This window comes from Marinospirillum insulare DSM 21763 (assembly GCF_000686905.1).
In the GTDB taxonomy this organism is placed as follows: Bacteria; Pseudomonadota; Gammaproteobacteria; order Pseudomonadales; family Halomonadaceae; genus Marinospirillum; species Marinospirillum insulare.
The window spans coordinates 70,379-89,026 of the sequence record NZ_JMLW01000004.1; the positions used below are offsets into that span (position 1 = coordinate 70,379).

Genomic DNA, 18,648 nt, shown 5'->3' on the forward strand with positions numbered 1-18,648 from the left:
TTCTACCCCTGAAAATTCTTAACCTAACCAACAGCCATACTTTTATGAGTATGGATTGACATTAAAATTCCAAAACCAGCCATAATGGTGATACTTGATGTTCCGCCAAAGCTCACTAAGGGCAGTGGAACACCCACAACGGGTAACAACCCACTGACCATGCCTATATTAACAAAAACATACACAAAAAAGGTTAAAATAACAGCCGATGCCATAAGCCGGCTGAAGGTATCAGTCACTGATAAAGCTATTAACATTCCTCGCCAAATAATGAGCATGTAAAGCGTCAGCAGCAGAGTAACGCCAACTAAACCTGTTTCTTCTGCTAAGACTGCAATAATAAAGTCAGTATGCCTTTCTGGTAAAAATTCTAATCTAGATTGAGTACCTTCTAACCAGCCTTTACCATGTAACCCACCTGAGCCTATGGCCGTTTTTGATTGAATAATGTTCCAGCCTGTTCCTAAAGGGTCACTTTCAGGATTTAAAAAGGTTTTTACACGATTTTTTTGATAGTCATGCATCACCATCCATAAAGCAGGAAGTGCCGCTAATGCCAAGGCAAAGAATGAAGCAATTAAGCGCCAGCTTAAGCCAGCTAAAAAAAGCACTACAAGGCCTGCCCCCGCAACCAAAATAGAAGTACCTAAATCAGGCTGTACAGCAATCAAAGCGATAGGAATAACCATTAAGGTCATTGCTATAAATAAATTTTTCCAACCTGGTGGTAAATGACACCTAGCTAAATATGCGGCCAACATCAGTGGCAAAGCCAACTTCATCAGCTCTGAAGGTTGTACCCTAAAAACACCCAAGGATATCCAGCGCTGCGCTCCTTTTGCATTAATACCTAGAAGAAGCACGGCCAAGAGCATCAGCAAAGTTAGCCCATAAATAATAGGCGCCCAACGTTGCATATAACGGGGTGGAATTTGTGCAATCACCAGCATACCTAGCAAAGCCAAGCCAAAACGAGAAGCTTGCCCTAGTGTTGCATCTAAGCTACCGCCGGTTGCACTGTAGAGTACAAACAAGCCGCTTGCCATTAATGTAAGCAAACCCAGCAGTAGCCAACCATCAAGGTGTATTCTAGACAGAAGACCTTCTTTACGGCGCAAATCCCGATGCCCGCCAGGCAGACTCCATAAAAAATCACGGGGCACGATTACTCTCCTTGCCAGCTAGTCGCTCAGGGGTGAGATAAAAGTCTAAAATTTTTCGTGCTAAGGGTGCAGCCACTGTACTTCCTCCCCCTGCATTTTCCACTACAATCGCTAAGGCTATTTGTGGGTTTTCTACCGGTGCAAAACCAATAAAAACGGCATGATCCCTTAAATGCTCGGGTAAATCAGTCTTAGTTGTATTTTTTTCTTGGCTTAAGCTATACACCTGTGATGTACCAGTTTTTCCTGCAATTCTATACTGAGCACCCCGCCCCGAAAAACGTGCTGTCCCTTCATAGCCGTGCATAACATCAGCCATAGCATCAAAAACATATTTCCAGTTTTCAGTATCTTTAAGCTGAATATTTTTTTTATTCACTATTTTTTTAGCTAAGGACTCTGTTTTAGTTTCTTTATTTGCTAGAAACCTTGGCTGCACCCATTCACCTTGATTAGCTAATACCGCTGTGGCAGTGGCTAACTGTAAGGGGGTGGTTAACCAATACCCCTGCCCTATACCCGTACTTAAAGTTTCGCCAGGAAACCAAGGCTGTTTTTGGGTTGCTTTTTTCCATTCTCGGCTAGGCATTAAACCTGTACGGGCATTATTGACATCTAGCGCGGTGTCTTCACCAAAACCAAAACGACGCATGAAAGATGACATTTCATCTATTCCCAAGTTATAGGCAAGGTTATAGAAAAAAGTATTGTTCGATACGGCTATAGCCCTTGCTAGGTCGACTAGACCATGACCTGACCGTTTCCAGTTTCGATACAAGCGATCATCATTAGGTAACTGGAAGTAGCCAGTATCCTGCAGCTCATAGTCGCGTGTTACTACGCCATTTTCTAGGGCAGCAACTCCAAGCATGGGCTTAATGGTTGAACCAGGCGAGTATTGGCCACGGCTAGCACGATCAAATAAAGGTAGGTTTGGGTCTCGACGCAGCTTATTAAACTCTGATGAATCTAGCATGCCGATAAAAACATTAGGGTCATAACCAGGCGAACTAACCAGTGAGAGTATTCCCCCTGTTTTTGGCTCAATAGCAACAACTGCTGCTCTACGACCTTCTAACAGAGCGTAAACTTTCTGTTGTAATTCAGCATCTAAATAAAGCTCTAAATCTTGACCAGGAATAGGTAGCTCTGACTCAACTATTTTGATAACTCGACCGCGGGCATTAGTTTCTACTTTGCGATAACCCACTTGGCCGTGAAGCTGGTTTTCATAAAAACGCTCAACACCTGTTTTACCCAAATAGTGAGTGCCACTATAAGCGCGTCTATCTAAGGTGCGCATGTCCTCTTCACTAATACGACCCACATAACCCAGCGCATGAGAAAGTGCTTCACCACCTGGGTAGTTTCTTAATAACTGAGCTGAAATATCTACCCCAGGTAATAGGTGTCGGTTAACAGCAATGCGAGCTATTTGCTCTTCGGTTAACTGATCAACAAGTAAGGCAGGCTCAAAAGGACGGCGGCGTTGAAAGCTGCGTTCGGTTAAAGCTTCTTGGCAGGCTGCATCTAGCTCTAACAGCATGCAAATGCGCGCTACAACCAGTTTTACATCGTCAGTTAATTCTCGGGTTAAAGTAAGACTGTGGCTAGGTAGGTTGTCAGCTAACAATCTACCTTGTCGGTCATATATTAATCCGCGAGTTGGAGGGATAGCTTCTACACTGGTGCGATTACGCTCCGATCTGAGAGTGTAAAGATCGTATTGAAAAACTTGCAAATAGGCCATTCGACCTAGCAGCACAAGCATGAGTAGCACGACAAAAAAAAGCAGTAGCCGACCACGAAATAGAAAGATTCGACTTTCTTTTTCTGGGTCTTTAATTTGACGTCTAAATTCAGTCATAATTACTCAACGGTGATAGGGGTGACCCGAAAGCAGTGTCCAAGCACGGTAGAGCTGCTCAGCTAAAAGCACTCTAACCAATGGGTGAGGTAGGGTAAGCGCAGACAAAGACCAACGCTGTTCAGCTAGCTGTAAACATTCTTGGGAAAGCCCGTCTGGCCCGCCTATAAGTAAAGCTAGGTCACGCCCTTCCATGCGCCAATCTTCAGCTACTTTAGCTAAATCTTCACTGCTCCAAGACTTCCCCAGTACATCTAAAGCTATAACTTTTTCTTTCCTATTTTTTAATTTAGCTAAAATAGCGGCGGTTTCTTGCTGCATGGCTTTCTTTAAATCACTGCCTGGTCGCCTAGCACCCAAGGGAATTTCTTCAAACTCAACTTTAAAGTCATGCGGAAGCCGCTTAGTGTATTCAGCAACTCCCTGCTCGACCCAAGCAGGCATTTTTTGCCCTACAGCTAGTATTCGTATTTTCAAAACTTAAGCCTGATGGTTGATTGGGCTAGCAAACTCACCCCAGAGCTTTTCTAAATCGTATAACTCTCGAACCTGAGGCTGCATGAGATGAACAATAATATCGCCTAAATCAACTAGCACCCACTCGCCTGCATCTAAACCTTCCACCCCTAGCGGCTCAACATTTAACTCTCTAACTGCACTTTGTACATTGCGAGCTAAAGCTATGACTTGGCGAGATGAGGTACCACTGGCAATAATCATATAGTCGGTAACACTGGTTGCTGCTTTTACATCTAATACAATCAAGTCTTGTGCTTTTAAATCTTCTAAAGCTGCGACTATTGTTTGCTTCAACTGTTCAGTTTGCATTTCTGCTCCGGAAAGAAAACAGCAGGGTTAGTGCTTAGACTGGTAAAGCTGCTGCTGGTGAATAAAATCTAACACTTGTTCTGGTAGTAAATAACGTGCTGATTGCTTGTTAGCTAAAAGCCTACGAATATATGTGGCTGATACTTCAAAAGAGCTAGGTAAGCTTAAACGTAAAATACGCCCTGCTGGACTAGCATTTAAGCTTTCTCCAGCTTGTAGCTCATGTTTATCTAAAAGCTGCAAAACTTCTTCTGCTGGCTCATGCATTTGGCCGGGTCGTGCTAGCACAATAATGTGTGCCAACTCTAACAATCGCTCACTTCGAGACCAGCTAGGCAAACCAAGAAAAGCATCCCAGCCTAAGAGCATTGCTAGGGGCTGCTGCTCTCCGTAGTCTTGACGCAAACTGGCTAAAGTATCGACCGACCAAGAAGGGCCTGCTCTTAGTAGCTCTCGATCATCACCATAGAGCAAAGGCTCAGCTGCTATGGCTAAATTAAGCATTTCAAGCCGCTGCTCGGCTGTAGCAGACGGCTGACTACGATGTGCAGGAAGCTGACAAGGCACTAGGTGTACTTTTTTTACGGGTAACACCTGAGTTAATTCTAAAGCACAACGCAAGTGCCCATGATGAATCGGGTCGAAAGTACCGCCAAACATTAACACTAAAGAAGGTGTTTTGGCAGTTTTAGCCACGTATTTGTCCATCACCCAGCACTAGGTATTTTTGTGAGGTTAAGCCATTCAACCCAACAGGCCCTCTGGCATGAATTTTATCCGTTGAGATGCCTACTTCGGCACCTAAGCCATATTCAAACCCATCGGCAAAACGCGTAGAAGCATTGACCATAACAGAGCTTGAATCGACCACGGCCATAAAACGTCTGGCACGGGTATAGTTTTCGGTAATAATGGCATCGGTATGATGTGAACCATAAGTATTTATATGCGTCATGGCTTCATCTAAACAGTCAACCAGCTTAACGGCTAAAATGGGTGCTAGGTATTCTGCTGTCCAATCGGAATCAATGGCTGCCAACATACTTGGCGCTACTAATCTACTACGCACACAACCACGCAACTCAACACCCTTCGCTTCATAAGCTTCAGTTAAAGCAGGTAGCAAACTGGCTGCTTGCGACTCATGAATTAAGAGTGTTTCCATGGTGTTGCAGGTGCCATAGCGGTGAGTTTTAGCATTAATGGCTATATTTAAAGCCTTTTCTCTGTCTGCATAGCTATCAATATAAACATGACACACACCGTCTAGGTGTTTAATAACTGGTATTTTGGCATCAGCAGTGATTCGCTCAATCAATCCTTTACCACCCCTAGGCACCAACACATCAATGTATTCACTGAGTGTTATCATTTGTGCTACGGCTTCTCTGTCTATGGTTTCTACCACTTGCACTGAAGTTTCGGGTAAGCCGGCAGCTTTTAAGCCTTGCATTAAACACTGAGCTATAGCTTTATTTGAACTAATCGCTTCTGAGCCACCACGCAAAACTGCAGCATTACCTGCCTTTAAACAAAGACTAGCTGCTTCCACAGTTACATTAGGGCGTGATTCATAAATAATACCCACAACACCTAAAGGCACACGCATTTTACCCACTTGAATACCACTAGGGCGGTAGCTCATCTCGGTTATTTCACCCACAGGGTCTGGAAGGCTAGCAACTTGGCGTAAGCCTTCTATCATTGCATCGATACGCTCATGGTTAAGCTCTAAACGATCGAGTAAAGCCGCATCTAGCTGTCGAGTAGCGCCAGCTTTCATGTCTTCATTATTGGCAGCAAGCAATTCTTCTCGCTGTTTGTCTAATTCTTCAGCAGTGGCTAACAAGGCTGCATTTTTAACTTCTGTTGCTGCTTGAGCTAGTTGACGCGAGGCTTCTCTAGCTTGCTTGCCTAAAGTTTGCATATATTCTGCAATATTCATTTTTATGCTCTTTTTCTATTACCAATTTGTTAACTTTCACACAGTATACTCAAGGCTAAGAGCTTACCCTAGCCCTAGTAGTAATTCTTCTGCTCTCTTAGTTTCCTAATAAGACAACATTAAGTTACAATGAATCCGCCAGGGGATGGTTAGGTCAGCCGGAGAGGCACTATATTTTTTAATAAGACCGGGTACGCCGCGTCTCGGCGCAAGATATTTACTGTAAGGTTTTACCAAGTTATGGGACTACTCGTGTCCATACGTTCGCTTGTATGGTGCCAATTTTTGGCCTGCAGCTTTTTTATACTGTTGTTTGGCTGGCATATTTATCAAGGAGATGACTTAACTGCCTTGATGTACCTTAGTGGCTCCGTGGTTATAATTTTCACGTTACTGAGCGGTCAAGACCCATCTAAAAAAAACTTACAACTTTTAAATCGCTTAGTCTTTGCTGGCTATACCCTCGTATCATTAATTCTACTGCTACTTGCCCCACAAAAAAACAGCTTTCTTCACCTTAGCTTATACCTAGCCTACCCTTTATTAGCCTTTTATTTATTACCTTTTCGGGTAGCGCTGCTGTTTGTTATAGGCTTTTCTATACTCGCCAATCTTTTACTTATGCTACAGCTAGAAGGTGCTTTTAGAGCCATTTATATTCTTGCCTTTTGGCTAGTTACGCTCTTAACCAGCTTGAATCGTTTTACACATTTTACACGCCAAGAAGCCTTACAAAAACAACTTAATCGTGACCCTAAAACACAACTACTCAACCAAGACCAACTTTTTACCGACTTACAAAAGGAACAAGAAAGAGCAGAGCGTGAAGCAACTTGTTTAGGAGTTATTTGCTTCACCAGTATAGAAAATTTTAGCTTAGTAGAAATCAAAGAGTTGAAGGGTTACTTTGCACCCTATGAAGGGATTTATTCAGTCCAGTCAGCCAATAAACTAGTTGCTCTAGTTCCCTTAGCAACCCCTCAAGACTTGCAAGCTCATAAAAAGAAACTTACCCAACACCTACCCCATTTAACGCTAAGTTTTCAGATCACCAGCACCGAGCAGTCTTTGGCAAGTGACTTAAAAGCTTTTACAACTGAGCCTGGGTTAGCTAAATGAGCAGCGAAGTTAACCCTACTTACCCTAGAGCCTCGGCAAGTCTCTACCTGGTATTAAGCTTAGGCTTAGGTGCTTTGGCTTTTAAGGTTTATTTATCTGGCTACTACCAAGCCATTCTTTTGCCTACCTTACTAACACCTATTTTTATCGCCTTAGGTAGTTGGCGCTGGCACACGGCTAATCGTTATACCCATGACCCAGCAGCTGTAACAGCCTTATTAGCCCTAGGTTTACTTTTATTATTTCAGCCTGAAACGTCTACAAATATTACCCAATGGCATTGGATTGCTTTTTGTTATCCACTCTTAGCTTTTTACTTACTACCAACAGCCCTTTCTTTAGCCTTTTGTTTGCTGTTATTAGCCGGGCTACTCCACCTAAGACTGCACAGCCACTCAATTGAAGATCAGTTAACTTTTTCTGGTCAGTTTTTACTACTCATGTTTATTGCCTGCTTTTACGCTATTTCTAATCTGTTAAAAATTAAACAACTAGAACATTTGGTTGGCCTTGATAAAGTGACAGGCTTTTTTAATCGCCGTCATTTAACTCAGCGCTTAAATGCCGAGGTTAGTAGAGCTAGAGCAACTAAAAAACCCTTGGCTCTACTTTTAGTTGAATTGAACCAATACCCAGAAATTCAAAAAGAATTAGGTCAGTTGCTAGCAGATAATTTTATTCGTGAAGCCAGCAAACTATGTAAACTTAACTGCCGTACTGGCGATGAGGCTTACCGTTATGATGAACAAACCCTGTTACTTTTAATACCCAACACCACCATTAATGGTGCTTTAGTGCTTAGGTCTAGGCTTTACCAACATCTACTGCAAGAGCTGACTAGTGATTTAGGTCCGCTGGATGTCATTATTACGCCCCTAGAACTGCAAATAGGGGAGCAGGTTGCAGACTTAGAAATGCGCATAGCTAACAGCTGTTACCACTCTTTAAGTGACAGGGTCGAAGACAAGCTTTAATCTTCGCCCCATTTAGCGACCAGGTTTTGATCTAAACCCAAATGATCCATTACTCGGGCAACTACAAAATCAATTAAATCTTCGATACGTTTAGGCTGATGATAAAAGCCAGGGCTAGCGGGCATAATAACAGCACCCATTTGTGCCAATTTCAACATATGTTCTAGGTGAACTTGATGCAGCGGCATTTCACGAGTAACTAAAATTAACTGGCGGCCTTCTTTTAAAGCCACATCGCCCGCTCTTTCTATTAAATTATTACTGGCACCGGTTGCCAAGGCTGAAAGCGTACCTCCAGAGCAAGGACAAACTACCATGCTAGAAGCCGCCCCTGAACCTGAAGCAGCAGGTGCAAACCAATCTTCACGACCATAAGCCTTAACCTGCCCTGGCAACTGAGAGTAGCGCTTCATTAATTGCTCGGTTAACTTCTCTGCATTGGCAGGTAGCTTTTCTTCCGTCTCTACTTCTATCACTAGGTGGGCTGCTTTAGATATTAATAAATCCACTGCACAGTTTTGAGCCAATAAACACTCTAATAAACGTAAACCATATTGCACACCTGTAGCGCCGGTAATGGCTAGCGTTACTCTTTTTTGCTGTTTGCTGTTGCTCATTCTTCTGCTGCCCTAGTTGTTAATGCCTGCATTATTTCTTGGTGCAAACCACCAAAACTACCGTTGCTCATCAATACCACCCAATCATCTGGTTTTAAGTCGGTAAGCAACGCAGTTTTAAGGGCGGCTAAATCAGTAAATGAATGACCCACATTTAGCTCTTGAGGTGACCAGCTCATTTTGGGTGACTGATACCAATAAACGGCATCAGCTAATTCAACACTGGCAGGTAAAGCGGCACGCAAAGTACCTAACTGCATGGTGTTAGAACGTGGCTCTATCACTGCAATTAAACGCCCTTTACAACCAGGGCGAGCGCCCTCTAGGGTGGTTGCTATAGCCGTTGGATGGTGAGCAAAATCATCGTAAACCTGCACACCTGCTACCTCGCCTAGCAATTCCATACGGCGCTTTACACTTAAAAAGCTACCTAGTGACTCTAATGCCTTAGCTGGTTCTACGCCCACATGCCTAGCTGCAGCTAAAGCTGCTAAAGCATTGCTAATATTGTGTTCGCCCGTTAACGACCAATTAACTTCACCTAGGTACTCACCTTTTAAGTAAACTTCAAAAGCTGAACCAGCCGCATCCTTTTTAACCGCTTGCCAATCGGCTTTGTTACCACCTAGGGTTTCTTGTTCACTCCAACAGCCTTGGGTAATCACAGCTTGTAATGCTGTATCAGCTTGTGGGTAAATAACACGGCCATTAGCAGGTAATAAACGCATTAAGTGGTGAAACTGCGTTTGAATCGCGGCTAGGTCTGGAAAAATATCGGCATGATCAAACTCAAGGTTATTAAGTACTAGGGTTCGTGGCTGGTAGTGTACAAATTTAGAGCGTTTATCAAAAAAAGCCGTGTCATATTCATCAGCTTCAATAACAAAAAAATTTGTGCCACCTAAACGAGCAGGAATACCAAAGTTAGCAGGCACACCACCAATTAAAAAACCTGGATTCATGCCAGCATCTTCTAATAACCAAGCCAACATACTGGCTGTAGTGGTTTTACCATGTGTGCCAGCCACGGCTAATACCCAGCGCCAAGGTTCTATTTGACTGGCGGAAGGCTCTAGGCTTTGGGTTAATGTATTCGTTTGCTCTTGCCCACGCAGCAGGTAATCATGCAGCCATTGCGGACCAGAAGTATAAGGCAGCTTAGATTCTAACAAGGCTTCAACGCAGGGTTGCCCACGACTCATAACATTGCCGACTATCACTAAATCAGGGTTAAAGTCTTCAGGGTTATAATCAAAACCCTCGTGTAAATGAATGCCAGCAGCCAGCAGTTGGTCACTCATGGGTGGGTAAACCTGTTGATCTGAGCCGCTGACACTATGCCCCATTTCTCTAGCTAAAATAGCCAAAGACCCCATAAAAGTGCCACAAATACCTAAAAAATGCAGGTGCATAGTTGAACTCGTTTTTTCTGTTTATCTAAAATATCACCTAAAAAGCCGTTAGAGTTTACCACCGCTGCCATTAAAAGTGGCTTTATCTAATGCAAGTCATCATGCATAGCTAGGTTAAATCCGTTAGAATAACAGCAACGCTTAAACCTTTATTATTAAGATGCCCATAAAGCAGGTTATTAACCTTGCTAGGCATTTACTTCTTAACCAAGCAGGAGCTTTTACTAACGATGAGTAAGCAAAACGCTTTTTATGCCCAGTCGGGCGGCGTAACGGCTGTAATTAATGCCAGTGCCTGTGGTGTAATTGAAACAGCACGCAAGCATGGTGATTCTATTGGCACAGTTTACGCTGGTCGCAATGGTATTCTGGGTGCTTTAACAGAAGAATTAATAGACACCTCCGCTTTATCTGACGAAACAGTTGCTGCTCTGCGCCATACGCCTGGTGGTGCTTTTGGTTCTTGCCGTTACAAGTTAAAAGATGTTGAAACTCACCGTGCCCAGTACGAGCGCTTAATCGAGGTTTTTAAAGCGCACAATATTGGTTACTTCTTCTATAACGGTGGTAACGACTCCGCAGATACCTGCTTAAAAATTGCTCAATTAGCTGAATCAATCGGTTATCCATTAAAAGCCGTCCATGTTCCTAAAACGGTTGATAACGACCTACCCATTACCGATAACTGCCCTGGTTTTGGCTCTGTTGCTAAGTACATAGCGGTTTCTACCAAAGAAGCGGCTATGGATATCGAATCCATGAGCGCGACCTCTACTAAGGTCTTTATTCTTGAAGTAATGGGTCGTCATGCTGGCTGGATAGCAGGTGCGGGTGGTTTAGCAGGCGAAGGGGAAGGCTCTGCGCCGCATTTAATTATCTTCCCTGAAATTCCTTTTGACCGTGGCACAGTAATGGCTCGAATTGATGACTGTGTTAAAAAGTTTGGCTACTGCGTTATTGTGGTGTCTGAAGGTGCACGTTATTCAGATGGCAGCTTCTTAGCCGATGCAGGCACAACCGATGCCTTTGGTCATAAACAGTTAGGTGGTGTAGCTCCCTCTTTAGCCGCCATGGTTAAAGAAGACCTAGGATACAAATACCACTGGGCAGTGGCTGACTACCTACAGCGCTCTGCACGTCACCTAGCCTCTGCTACTGACGTTGAGCAGGCTTATGCGGTAGGTAAAGCAGCCGTTGAATTTGCTCTGGCAGGTAAAACCTCGGTTATGCCAGCCATTATGCGTACCAGTGAAAGCCCTTACGCTTGGGAAATTGGCGAAGCACCTTTATCTAAAATTGCTAATGCTGAAAAATTCATGCCGCGTGACTACATTACGCCTGATGGTTTTGGCATTAGTGACCTTGGCCGTAAATACTTTACACCACTGATTCAAGGTGAAGACTACCCTCCTTATAAAGATGGGATGCCCGTTTATGTTAAGTTGCAGCATAAGTTGGTAGAAAAAAAGCTAGGTGACTTTGAACCCTAAGGTTAGGTTAATTAGTTTTAGCTAGTAAAAAGACCGCTTTGATAGCGGTCTTTTTTTATGCAAACTAACCTTCTAATACAACAAAGGCTAAAGCCATTTCCTTTTCATCGCTAATAGTAAGGTGAACAGTGTTTACACCCTTGGCACTTGCTAGCTCAGCAGCCTTACCACTTAACTGCATTATAGGTTTGCCTAGCTCATCATTGCTTACTTCCATGTCTTGCCAACTTAAACCATTGCGCAAACCAGTGCCTAGTGCTTTAAGCAAAGCTTCTTTAGCTGCAAAACGCTTGGCTAAAAAAGCGGCTTGGCTAGCAGCCTGCTGCATGGCTTTGGCTTCCTTAGCCGTTAATAAGCGACGCGTAATAGCCTCTGCTCGTCTTTGTAAAATTGCATTAAAGCGTTCTATTTTGGCTAGGTCTGTGCCAATTCCAATAATCATTAGTCGCGAAAGTTAATGTACTGAAGCGGCATATCTAGCTCTGCACCACGCAGTAAAGCCATAACCTGTTGTAGGTCATCACGTTTTTTACCCGTCACCCTTACCTGCTCGCCTTGTATCTGGGCTTGTACTTTTATTTTTGAGTCTTTTATCATTTTCACAATCTTTTTAGCCAACTCAGTTTCTATACCTTCACGCAATTTCACTGGCATACGTGCAGTTTTATTGGCTTCTTCCACCTTACCTTCTTCCATACAAGCGGCATCTATGCCCTTGCGTATCAACTCTGCTTGTAGAATTTCTAATAACTGCTTAACTTGGAATTCTGCTTCAGCATGCAACATAACGTCATTATTAGTGGTTAGCTCAAAGCGTGCATCAACACCTTTAAAATCAAAGCGATTCCCCACTAATCGATTAGCCTGGTCTACAGCATTGGTTACCTGGTGCTTATCTAATTCTGAGACGACATCAAAGGATGGCATAACAACTCCTTAACTAAAATAATAATCATTGTGCGCCTAGTATAACCCTAGTCACGGCAAAGCTGATATCTTGTTGCAGCTTAAGATGCTAGGCGTTAAGGTAGCGCCTTAAGTTTTGGAGTAAACATGGCAGAACGTAGTTGGTATGCAATTCAGTGCAAGGCAAAAGAGTCTTTTCGAGCCGCTGAGAATTTACAAAATCAGGGCTTTGAAGTTTTTCATCCCTTTATCGAAGTTGAGAAAATACGCTCAGGCAAGCTAAAGCTAATAGAAGAACCCTTATTCCCCTATTATTTATTTATTTATTTAAGTGATGCTACAGATAACTGGCACCCTATACGCTCAACTCGTGGCGTACTTAAAATGTTAGCTTTTGGCAGTACACCAGTAAAAATTCCTGATAGTTTGATTGAGGAGTTAAAGCAGCGCATTCTTCCTGCACCTGAAAATGTATTTAAAGCAGGTGATCAGGTGCTTATTAATGAAGGGCCATTTAAAGGACTAGAAGCTATTTTTGCTACCAAGAAAGGAGACGAGAGGGTTATTTTGCTGCTTAACCTTTTACAAAAGCAGCAGCGTATAGAAATTGCTACTCGCGCTGTTCGGCCTCTTTAATAGCCAAATAAACAGACTGGTGTGCTTTAAGATCTAGCTTTAGGGCTTTAGCTGCTTTTAAGAGTGCACCGGTTATGTAATCAATTTCAGTTTTTTTGCCTGAACTTATGTCTTGTAACATAGAGGAACGATTAGCTGCAGTCGATAAAATGACCTGTTCTACCCTGTATTTTAGTCCGCCCTCAGGTTCTTCTATTCCTAAGCGTTTAAATACTTGCAGCACCTCTGCACATAAAGCATCAACCTGAGGCTTGTAATCTCGGCTAGCCAGAGCGCCATTGTCTATATTATTGATTGCTGTTAAGGGGTTAATAACCGAGTTGACTGCGAGCTTATGCCAGAGCACTGGACGTATAGGCTCAGTCACTTCTGCTGTTAAACCTGCAATGGTTAAGCGGCTGGCCCAACGAGCAGCGGCATCTTTTCCTGCACCACTCCAACGTCCTAATTGGGTTTTACCCTTAGACGCATGAATCACGGATCCTGGCTTTGCTAGGTAAGCGCCTTCTGTAACACTGGCCGCTAACAAGGTTTGCTGGGCTGTTAATAACTTAGCGACTTCTGCTTGGCTACCCATACCATTTTGCAGCATTAAAATTTCTGCATCATCCGCCAAACTGCTTTGCCAGTTTTTTAGCGACTGAACTGCTTGCCCTGCTTTTGTAGCAAGTATTAGCTGTTGAATTTTTATCTCACTGCTTGGTTCACTTCTAACCCTAACAAAAACACGCTTAGCTAAGGCTGCCTCTCCCTCGCTCAGGGTAATACCTAAATTTAAAGCTGAAGTTTGGCTAGGCTTAACTAACAAGCAAACAGTTTTACCTGTTAAGGCTAAACGTGCTGCGTAAAGTAGGCCTAAAGAACCAGCGCCTAGAACATAAGTAACCTGCTGCATTTTAACTTAACTCCTGCCTAGCCTTAATGAGTGCTCGATACCAGTCACGCTTAGGGGCAACAACTAAAGGTGGGCGTAAACTTAAAAAGCTGACTGGGGTATTAACACTACTGGTTTCATAGTTAGAGAGCATTTCTAGTGTTTGTGGCCTTGCACCATAGGTATCCACTAAAAAGTCACGCGCTTCTTCTGTTAAGTCGACTCGATAGTGCTTAACTAGTGCAACGGCTAGCCTTTCTGCAGCATGACTCATATCTTGTTGCACTTCGCGCGCCATAGCTGAGCCTAGAGCGGCTTTTTCTGCAGCGCTCATATCTGGTTCTAGCCCACCCAAATAAGAGGCATTGGTGGCATTCAAGCCCCGTTGAATAGCAGGCCGTGAAAGGTGTATATGTGGTTCTAAAGCTAAGGCAACTTCTACAGCCAGCTGTCGAGCACCTTCCAGTGTTAAAGGGCGTGAGCGACCATCGCGACGTGTAAAAAAACGTCGACCACGTTTTTCAAGTTGTTCACCATGTAAGTATTCTACTAGGTGCTGACAAACGTCTACTTTTTGTTCATCAGATAAAGACACAATCCGTTCAATAATGCGTAAACCATTGCGGCCTGGGCCAAGTCTTAATTGGCTTTCTGTATCGCTAAAACGGTCGGCAAGTTTATTCCAATTTTTTGATGCATCTAATAGGCCTACATGCGCTCGACCTAATTGCTGGTAGCCCAAGCGAGCCGCTTTATAAAGGTTAAGTGACTTAGCTAAGACTTCTGCCTTGCCTCTTAGCTCAGTTAAGCTTGTTAGTTTGCGCTTATTTGAAAGCTCAACTAGGGCTAAAACATCACTGGCAACCTGATCCATAATTTCTTCAATGCCGCCAATCAACTCATGGGCAGAGGTTCCATAAGGCAGTTGTTCGTGGGTCGCTTCATCGGTTTCAACCAAAAAACCTGCCAAGGCACGAATACGGTTACTGCCACTAGCTTGAGCTATACGATAATGACTACGCTTTTCTTCTAGCTGATCTATGGCTCTGGCCAGTTTCCATTTACCTGAATAGCTAAAAATTAACATGGGTATTTCACGCCCATTAATTAACTCAAAAGCTAGAATCAACATTTCTTCAACGTCTTGCAGGGTCATTAACAGCAGGTTGTCTTCTTCAATGGCTGCCAATACACGTTCTATAAAGTACTCATCTCTCGGCACACCTTTTTCTAACTGAGGTGCATCCCCACTAAAGCGCTCTCTTAGTACGCTGGTTGCTTCTGGTGAAGCTTCATTGAGCCACTGTAAAGCTGTTTCAATGCGTTCACGGTGTTGGCGATTTAAGTCTCTAACGCGAGAATATAAGCCTGCACGACGGTAGGTTTCAATTCGACCTAAAATTTTTGCTAGTTCACTATCACCGGTTAACTCTTGAGCGGCAAAAGCCACACCATCAGGGGTTAACTCTATTCGTCGTAATAATTGCAATGCTGCTTCACGCGGGCGCACTTCTTCTTCATGGCTTTCTACAATTAAGTCACGAACAGCTAAGATAAGGTCAGCTAACTTATCTATAACTTCTGTAACATCTTGCTGAGCCTGCTCTGCAACATGACCACGTGTCATGTCATAAACAACCTTAGCAAAAAAGGCGATCAAACCTGACAAAACCGTAAAGGTGAAAAAATAAAGCAGGGTTTGTACTGGGGGCACCTTGCCATAAGCTAGGTAAAACCCACCTAGCAGCCCTAGCATAGTGACTGGACCGGCTGTCCACATAATGCCTAAAATAGTGCGCGTCCAGTGAATTTTATGTACCACCTGACTTATGCGCTCAATTTGCTCATTACCTTCACGCTCAAGCGATACCCTAGCTCTTAAATCACTTAGGTCATTCTTGTTGCGGGAACCAAACAAACGCTCAATCATTGGTTAACCACCTCATCTTGTTTTTTTGCAGCTGGGGATGCTTGAGACGAAACACTGGGAAAGTGTCGCATAATCACCCATAAAAGCGGCAATCCAACCAAGGCAATAATTGCTGTTAAAATAAAGAAAAGTGTCCAGTCACCATTTAGCTTGTCGACCATCCAGCCGCTAGAAGCAGATAACCAAATTCTGGCTAGGTTACCTAAGGATGCCAAGAGTGCATATTGTGTTGCCGTATAAGCTGAGTTACACAGGCTAGAAAGGTAGGCTACAAACGCAACAGTGACTAAGCCAGTAGTAAAATTATCACTGACCAAGGCAACAACAAAAACTAAGTAAGATTGCCCAGAAGCAGCCAACCAAGCATAGGTAAGGTTAGTTGTTGCCGTAGCCAAACCTGAAATAAATAAGGCTTTTAACATGCCCACCCTAGCAACCAGAATACCACCCAAAAGAATACCTACAATATTACCTGCAAAGCCATAGAGTTTAGAAACCTCGGCTATTTCCAATAAAGAAAAGCCTAATTCACGGTAGAAAACGCCCGACATACGCCCGAGCAAAGCATCGCCTAGTTTAAAAACAAAAATAAAGACCAGTATCCATAGCCAACCACGTCGGCGAGTAAACTCTACAAAAGGTGCTAGCAAGCTAACATATAACCAGCTTATTGCATGGCGAAAATACTGAGGAAAAGCTCTAAAAGCTTCTAGGCGAGCAATCACGCGTGACTCTTCAGCTAGAGTTTCAGCTGAAATGGCTTGGTCCGGTTCTGAACTCATCAGTATGGCAAGCATTCCAAGGACAATGCCTGTGGCCAAAACCATATAAGCAGCATTCCAACCATAGTATTCTGCAAGGTATAAACCACCCGCCGCACCTACTAGCGTGCCTCCCAAATGCCAGCCCCAGATAGCAGCTGCCGTACCAGCACCATACAAGTGAGGCTCTAGTAACTCTATGCGGTAAGCATCAATAACAATATCTTGGGTAGCAGACATAAAGGTAACAAAAAGCACTGCCATGGCTACTAGCATTAAATTTTCTGCAGGGTTAGTTAAAGACAACAAAAGAATAGCTACAACTAACAGGCTTTGAGTCAACAAAGCCCAGCCTCTGCGTCGTCCAAATTTAGCTGAGAGCCAAGGTATTCTTAGCCTATCAACCAAAGGTGCCCAAAGAAAATTAATAGCATAAGGGGTAGCTGCTAAAGCAAAAAGGCCAATGTCAGTACGACTAACCCCTAAGTCTCGCAGCCAAATTGAAAGGTTGGAAAACACTAATGGCGCAGGCAAACCACTAGAGAAGCCTAGCAATAGTAGGGTTAACATTCGCCTATCATTATAAGGCGCAAAGGTTCTGGCCAGTCGTTCCTTAACTGGCACTAAACCTAGCTTTTTTAGCATCAAGCCCTAGTAGCCTGCATTATAGCTTTCATTTCTTTAATCGCTTCAACCAAGCCTGTAAATACAGCACGTCCAATAATGGCATGACCAATATTTAATTCATTAAGGCCTGGTATGGCAGCGATAGCCTGCACGTTATGGTAATGCAAACCATGACCAGCATTAACAATTAAGCCTTGGCTAAGGGCATAGGCTGTACCTTCTTGAATACGTTGGAGTTCTTTTGCAACTAATTTCGGGTCTTTGGCTTCTGCATAAGCGCCTGTGTGTAGCTCTATGGCTGGTGCGCCAGCCTTAACAGCTGCATCAATTTGTTTAGGATCGGCATCTATAAACAAAGATACTTCACTGCCTATTGCTGCTAAACGCTTGCAAGCTGCCGTTATGCTGTCTAGCTGTGCAAGCACATCTAGCCCACCCTCTGTAGTCAACTCTTCTCTACGCTCTGGTACTAAACAAATATGCTCTGGCTTAATTTTTTCAGCGTAGCTCAACATAAACTCTGTCACAGCCATCTCAAAATTCATGGGGGTGTGCATCACTTGTTTAATCAGCTCTACATCCCTTTCTTGAATATGGCGACGATCTTCACGCAGGTGCAAAGTAATACCATCAGCTCCTGCTTGCTCGGCTAGCTGTGCTGCTAATACAGGGTCTGGATAGTCTGTACCTCTAGCTTGGCGCAGAGTAGCAATATGGTCGATATTAACGCCAAGCAATAATCGCTGGTTCATTTTAATCTCCAATAAGAGAAAGTTATTTGAGGCTGGGCTTTTTCATTTGCAAAAAAAGCTGCCGACTGAGTAAAGGCTTGTTTCCTAGCAAGGGTGCTAAAAGCTGCCGTGTTAAAGCTTTGGCAGTTTTTCGTGTTAGTTTTTCTTGCCAATCATCGTTTGCTATCGCAAGCAGGCTTGCGCCAGTGTAGGTTCTATTATGAGGTTCAGCTATTCCCTGAACCATTAAAAATCCCTGCTCAGGTAGCCAGCGATACAAACATTCTTTAGCAAGCGGCGCTCCTAAATGATCATTAAATAGTAAAGGGTAGCCTAGGTGTTCTAGCAGGCTTAATTCAAAACGCCGTAAAGCTGGCTCACGTTGGTCAGTATTATTTAATAATTGTAATAACAGGGAATAGTCACGAAAAAGGGCTGGGCAAGCCTGACTTGGCAAAAGTAAACGACTTAATAACTCATTAGCATAGAGCCCACAAACCAAAGCTTCACCACTTAACCAATGAGGTGCAGAGGTTGCTTCTAGTCCTACCAGGTTTTTTAATTCGTGCTTACCACTGACTCTAACAAGCAAGGGGGTAAAAGGCTGTAACAGGGCACGGTAACGACTTTTTTTTGTGCGCACACCCCTAACCACAGCATTAACTCGCCCTTCTTCTAAGGTTAGCAACCAGGCTAGGGCACTGGTTTCCCTGTAGGGGCGTGAGTGCAATAGCCAAGCGGGTTGAAAGTCACTGGCCTGCGACATGG

General features: G+C 43.6%; 19 protein-coding genes. 4 read left to right on the forward strand and 15 right to left on the reverse strand.

The window, feature by feature from the left end:
- Window positions 1-23: 23 nt before the first annotated feature.
- The 6 genes from rodA to BP27_RS0101885 are packed head-to-tail and all read right to left on the reverse strand — an operon-like array spanning window position 24 to window position 5,803.
- The gene (rodA, locus tag BP27_RS0101860; protein WP_027850094.1) at window positions 24-1,166 is read right to left on the reverse strand and encodes a rod shape-determining protein RodA; all 1,143 of its coding nucleotides are present in this window, start codon (window positions 1,164-1,166) and stop codon (window positions 24-26) included.
- Window positions 1,153-3,030, reverse strand: a complete 1,878-nt coding sequence (gene mrdA, locus BP27_RS0101865) for a penicillin-binding protein 2 (RefSeq protein WP_027850095.1) — start codon at window positions 3,028-3,030, stop codon at window positions 1,153-1,155. The genes rodA and mrdA overlap by 14 nt, the downstream gene beginning before the upstream one ends.
- A gap of 6 nt (window positions 3,031-3,036) precedes the next feature.
- Window positions 3,037-3,507 carry a 23S rRNA (pseudouridine(1915)-N(3))-methyltransferase RlmH gene (gene rlmH / locus BP27_RS0101870; protein WP_027850096.1) on the reverse strand — a complete coding sequence of 157 codons (471 nt, stop codon included), beginning with the start codon at window positions 3,505-3,507 and terminating at the stop codon, window positions 3,037-3,039.
- Between the two features lie 3 nt (window positions 3,508-3,510).
- Window positions 3,511-3,858: a ribosome silencing factor gene (gene rsfS, locus BP27_RS0101875; protein ID WP_027850097.1), complete on the reverse strand. Its 348-nt coding sequence runs from the start codon at window positions 3,856-3,858 to the stop codon at window positions 3,511-3,513.
- Between the two features lie 27 nt (window positions 3,859-3,885).
- Window positions 3,886-4,566: a nicotinate-nucleotide adenylyltransferase gene (gene nadD, locus BP27_RS0101880; RefSeq protein ID WP_084324476.1), complete on the reverse strand. Its 681-nt coding sequence runs from the start codon at window positions 4,564-4,566 to the stop codon at window positions 3,886-3,888.
- The gene (locus BP27_RS0101885) at window positions 4,547-5,803 is read right to left on the reverse strand and encodes a glutamate-5-semialdehyde dehydrogenase (RefSeq protein WP_027850099.1); all 1,257 of its coding nucleotides are present in this window, start codon (window positions 5,801-5,803) and stop codon (window positions 4,547-4,549) included. Before BP27_RS0101885 ends, nadD begins: the two co-directional genes overlap by 20 nt.
- Before the next feature lie 285 nt (window positions 5,804-6,088).
- Between BP27_RS0101885 and BP27_RS0101890 the strand changes: the two genes are divergently transcribed.
- Window positions 6,089-6,922, forward strand: a complete 834-nt coding sequence (locus tag BP27_RS0101890; RefSeq protein ID WP_027850100.1) for a hypothetical protein — start codon at window positions 6,089-6,091, stop codon at window positions 6,920-6,922.
- The gene (locus BP27_RS0101895; RefSeq protein WP_027850101.1) at window positions 6,919-7,896 is read left to right on the forward strand and encodes a GGDEF domain-containing protein; all 978 of its coding nucleotides are present in this window, start codon (window positions 6,919-6,921) and stop codon (window positions 7,894-7,896) included. The genes BP27_RS0101890 and BP27_RS0101895 overlap by 4 nt, the downstream gene beginning before the upstream one ends.
- On the opposite strand, the gene BP27_RS0101900 is transcribed toward BP27_RS0101895, so the two are convergent.
- Window positions 7,893-8,513 carry a flavin prenyltransferase UbiX gene (locus tag BP27_RS0101900; RefSeq protein WP_027850102.1) on the reverse strand — a complete coding sequence of 207 codons (621 nt, stop codon included), beginning with the start codon at window positions 8,511-8,513 and terminating at the stop codon, window positions 7,893-7,895. The two genes, BP27_RS0101895 and BP27_RS0101900, sit on opposite strands and share 4 nt — an antisense overlap.
- Window positions 8,510-9,925: a UDP-N-acetylmuramate:L-alanyl-gamma-D-glutamyl-meso-diaminopimelate ligase gene (mpl, locus tag BP27_RS0101905; RefSeq protein ID WP_027850103.1), complete on the reverse strand. Its 1,416-nt coding sequence runs from the start codon at window positions 9,923-9,925 to the stop codon at window positions 8,510-8,512. The genes BP27_RS0101900 and mpl overlap by 4 nt, the downstream gene beginning before the upstream one ends.
- Before the next feature lie 230 nt (window positions 9,926-10,155).
- Between mpl and BP27_RS0101915 the strand changes: the two genes are divergently transcribed.
- Window positions 10,156-11,415: a 6-phosphofructokinase gene (locus BP27_RS0101915; RefSeq protein WP_027850104.1), complete on the forward strand. Its 1,260-nt coding sequence runs from the start codon at window positions 10,156-10,158 to the stop codon at window positions 11,413-11,415.
- A gap of 64 nt (window positions 11,416-11,479) precedes the next feature.
- Here BP27_RS0101915 and BP27_RS0101920 read toward each other — a convergent pair whose 3' ends face one another.
- Window positions 11,480-11,857 (reverse strand): holo-ACP synthase, encoded by a 378-nt coding sequence (locus tag BP27_RS0101920; protein ID WP_027850105.1) that lies wholly within the window; start codon window positions 11,855-11,857, stop codon window positions 11,480-11,482.
- Entirely contained in the window at window positions 11,857-12,342 is a 486-nt protein-coding gene (locus BP27_RS0101925) for a YajQ family cyclic di-GMP-binding protein (RefSeq protein WP_027850106.1), read from the reverse strand. The genes BP27_RS0101920 and BP27_RS0101925 overlap by 1 nt, the downstream gene beginning before the upstream one ends.
- 126 nt (window positions 12,343-12,468) lie before the next feature.
- Here BP27_RS0101925 and rfaH point away from each other — a divergent pair, with 126 nt between their 5' ends.
- On the forward strand, window positions 12,469-12,957 hold the full coding sequence (gene rfaH / locus BP27_RS14890) for a transcription/translation regulatory transformer protein RfaH (RefSeq protein WP_036239104.1): 489 nt from the start codon (window positions 12,469-12,471) through the stop codon (window positions 12,955-12,957).
- Here the strand turns inward: rfaH and BP27_RS0101935 are convergent.
- Genes BP27_RS0101935 through recO form a run of 5 tightly spaced genes read right to left on the reverse strand, consistent with a single transcriptional unit; the run spans window position 12,932 to window position 18,646 of the window.
- Window positions 12,932-13,852, reverse strand: a complete 921-nt coding sequence (locus BP27_RS0101935) for a ketopantoate reductase family protein (protein ID WP_027850107.1) — start codon at window positions 13,850-13,852, stop codon at window positions 12,932-12,934. The genes rfaH and BP27_RS0101935 overlap by 26 nt on opposite strands.
- Window position 13,853: 1 nt before the next feature.
- On the reverse strand, window positions 13,854-15,761 hold the full coding sequence (locus BP27_RS0101940; protein ID WP_036239106.1) for a hypothetical protein: 1,908 nt from the start codon (window positions 15,759-15,761) through the stop codon (window positions 13,854-13,856).
- The gene (locus BP27_RS0101945) at window positions 15,758-17,167 is read right to left on the reverse strand and encodes an AmpG family muropeptide MFS transporter (protein WP_084324477.1); all 1,410 of its coding nucleotides are present in this window, start codon (window positions 17,165-17,167) and stop codon (window positions 15,758-15,760) included. The genes BP27_RS0101940 and BP27_RS0101945 overlap by 4 nt, the downstream gene beginning before the upstream one ends.
- On the reverse strand, window positions 17,167-17,901 hold the full coding sequence (gene pdxJ, locus BP27_RS0101950; RefSeq protein WP_027850110.1) for a pyridoxine 5'-phosphate synthase: 735 nt from the start codon (window positions 17,899-17,901) through the stop codon (window positions 17,167-17,169). The genes BP27_RS0101945 and pdxJ overlap by 1 nt, the downstream gene beginning before the upstream one ends.
- Window positions 17,902-17,923: 22 nt before the next feature.
- The gene (gene recO / locus BP27_RS0101955) at window positions 17,924-18,646 is read right to left on the reverse strand and encodes a DNA repair protein RecO (protein ID WP_027850111.1); all 723 of its coding nucleotides are present in this window, start codon (window positions 18,644-18,646) and stop codon (window positions 17,924-17,926) included.
- Window positions 18,647-18,648 lie beyond the last annotated feature (2 nt).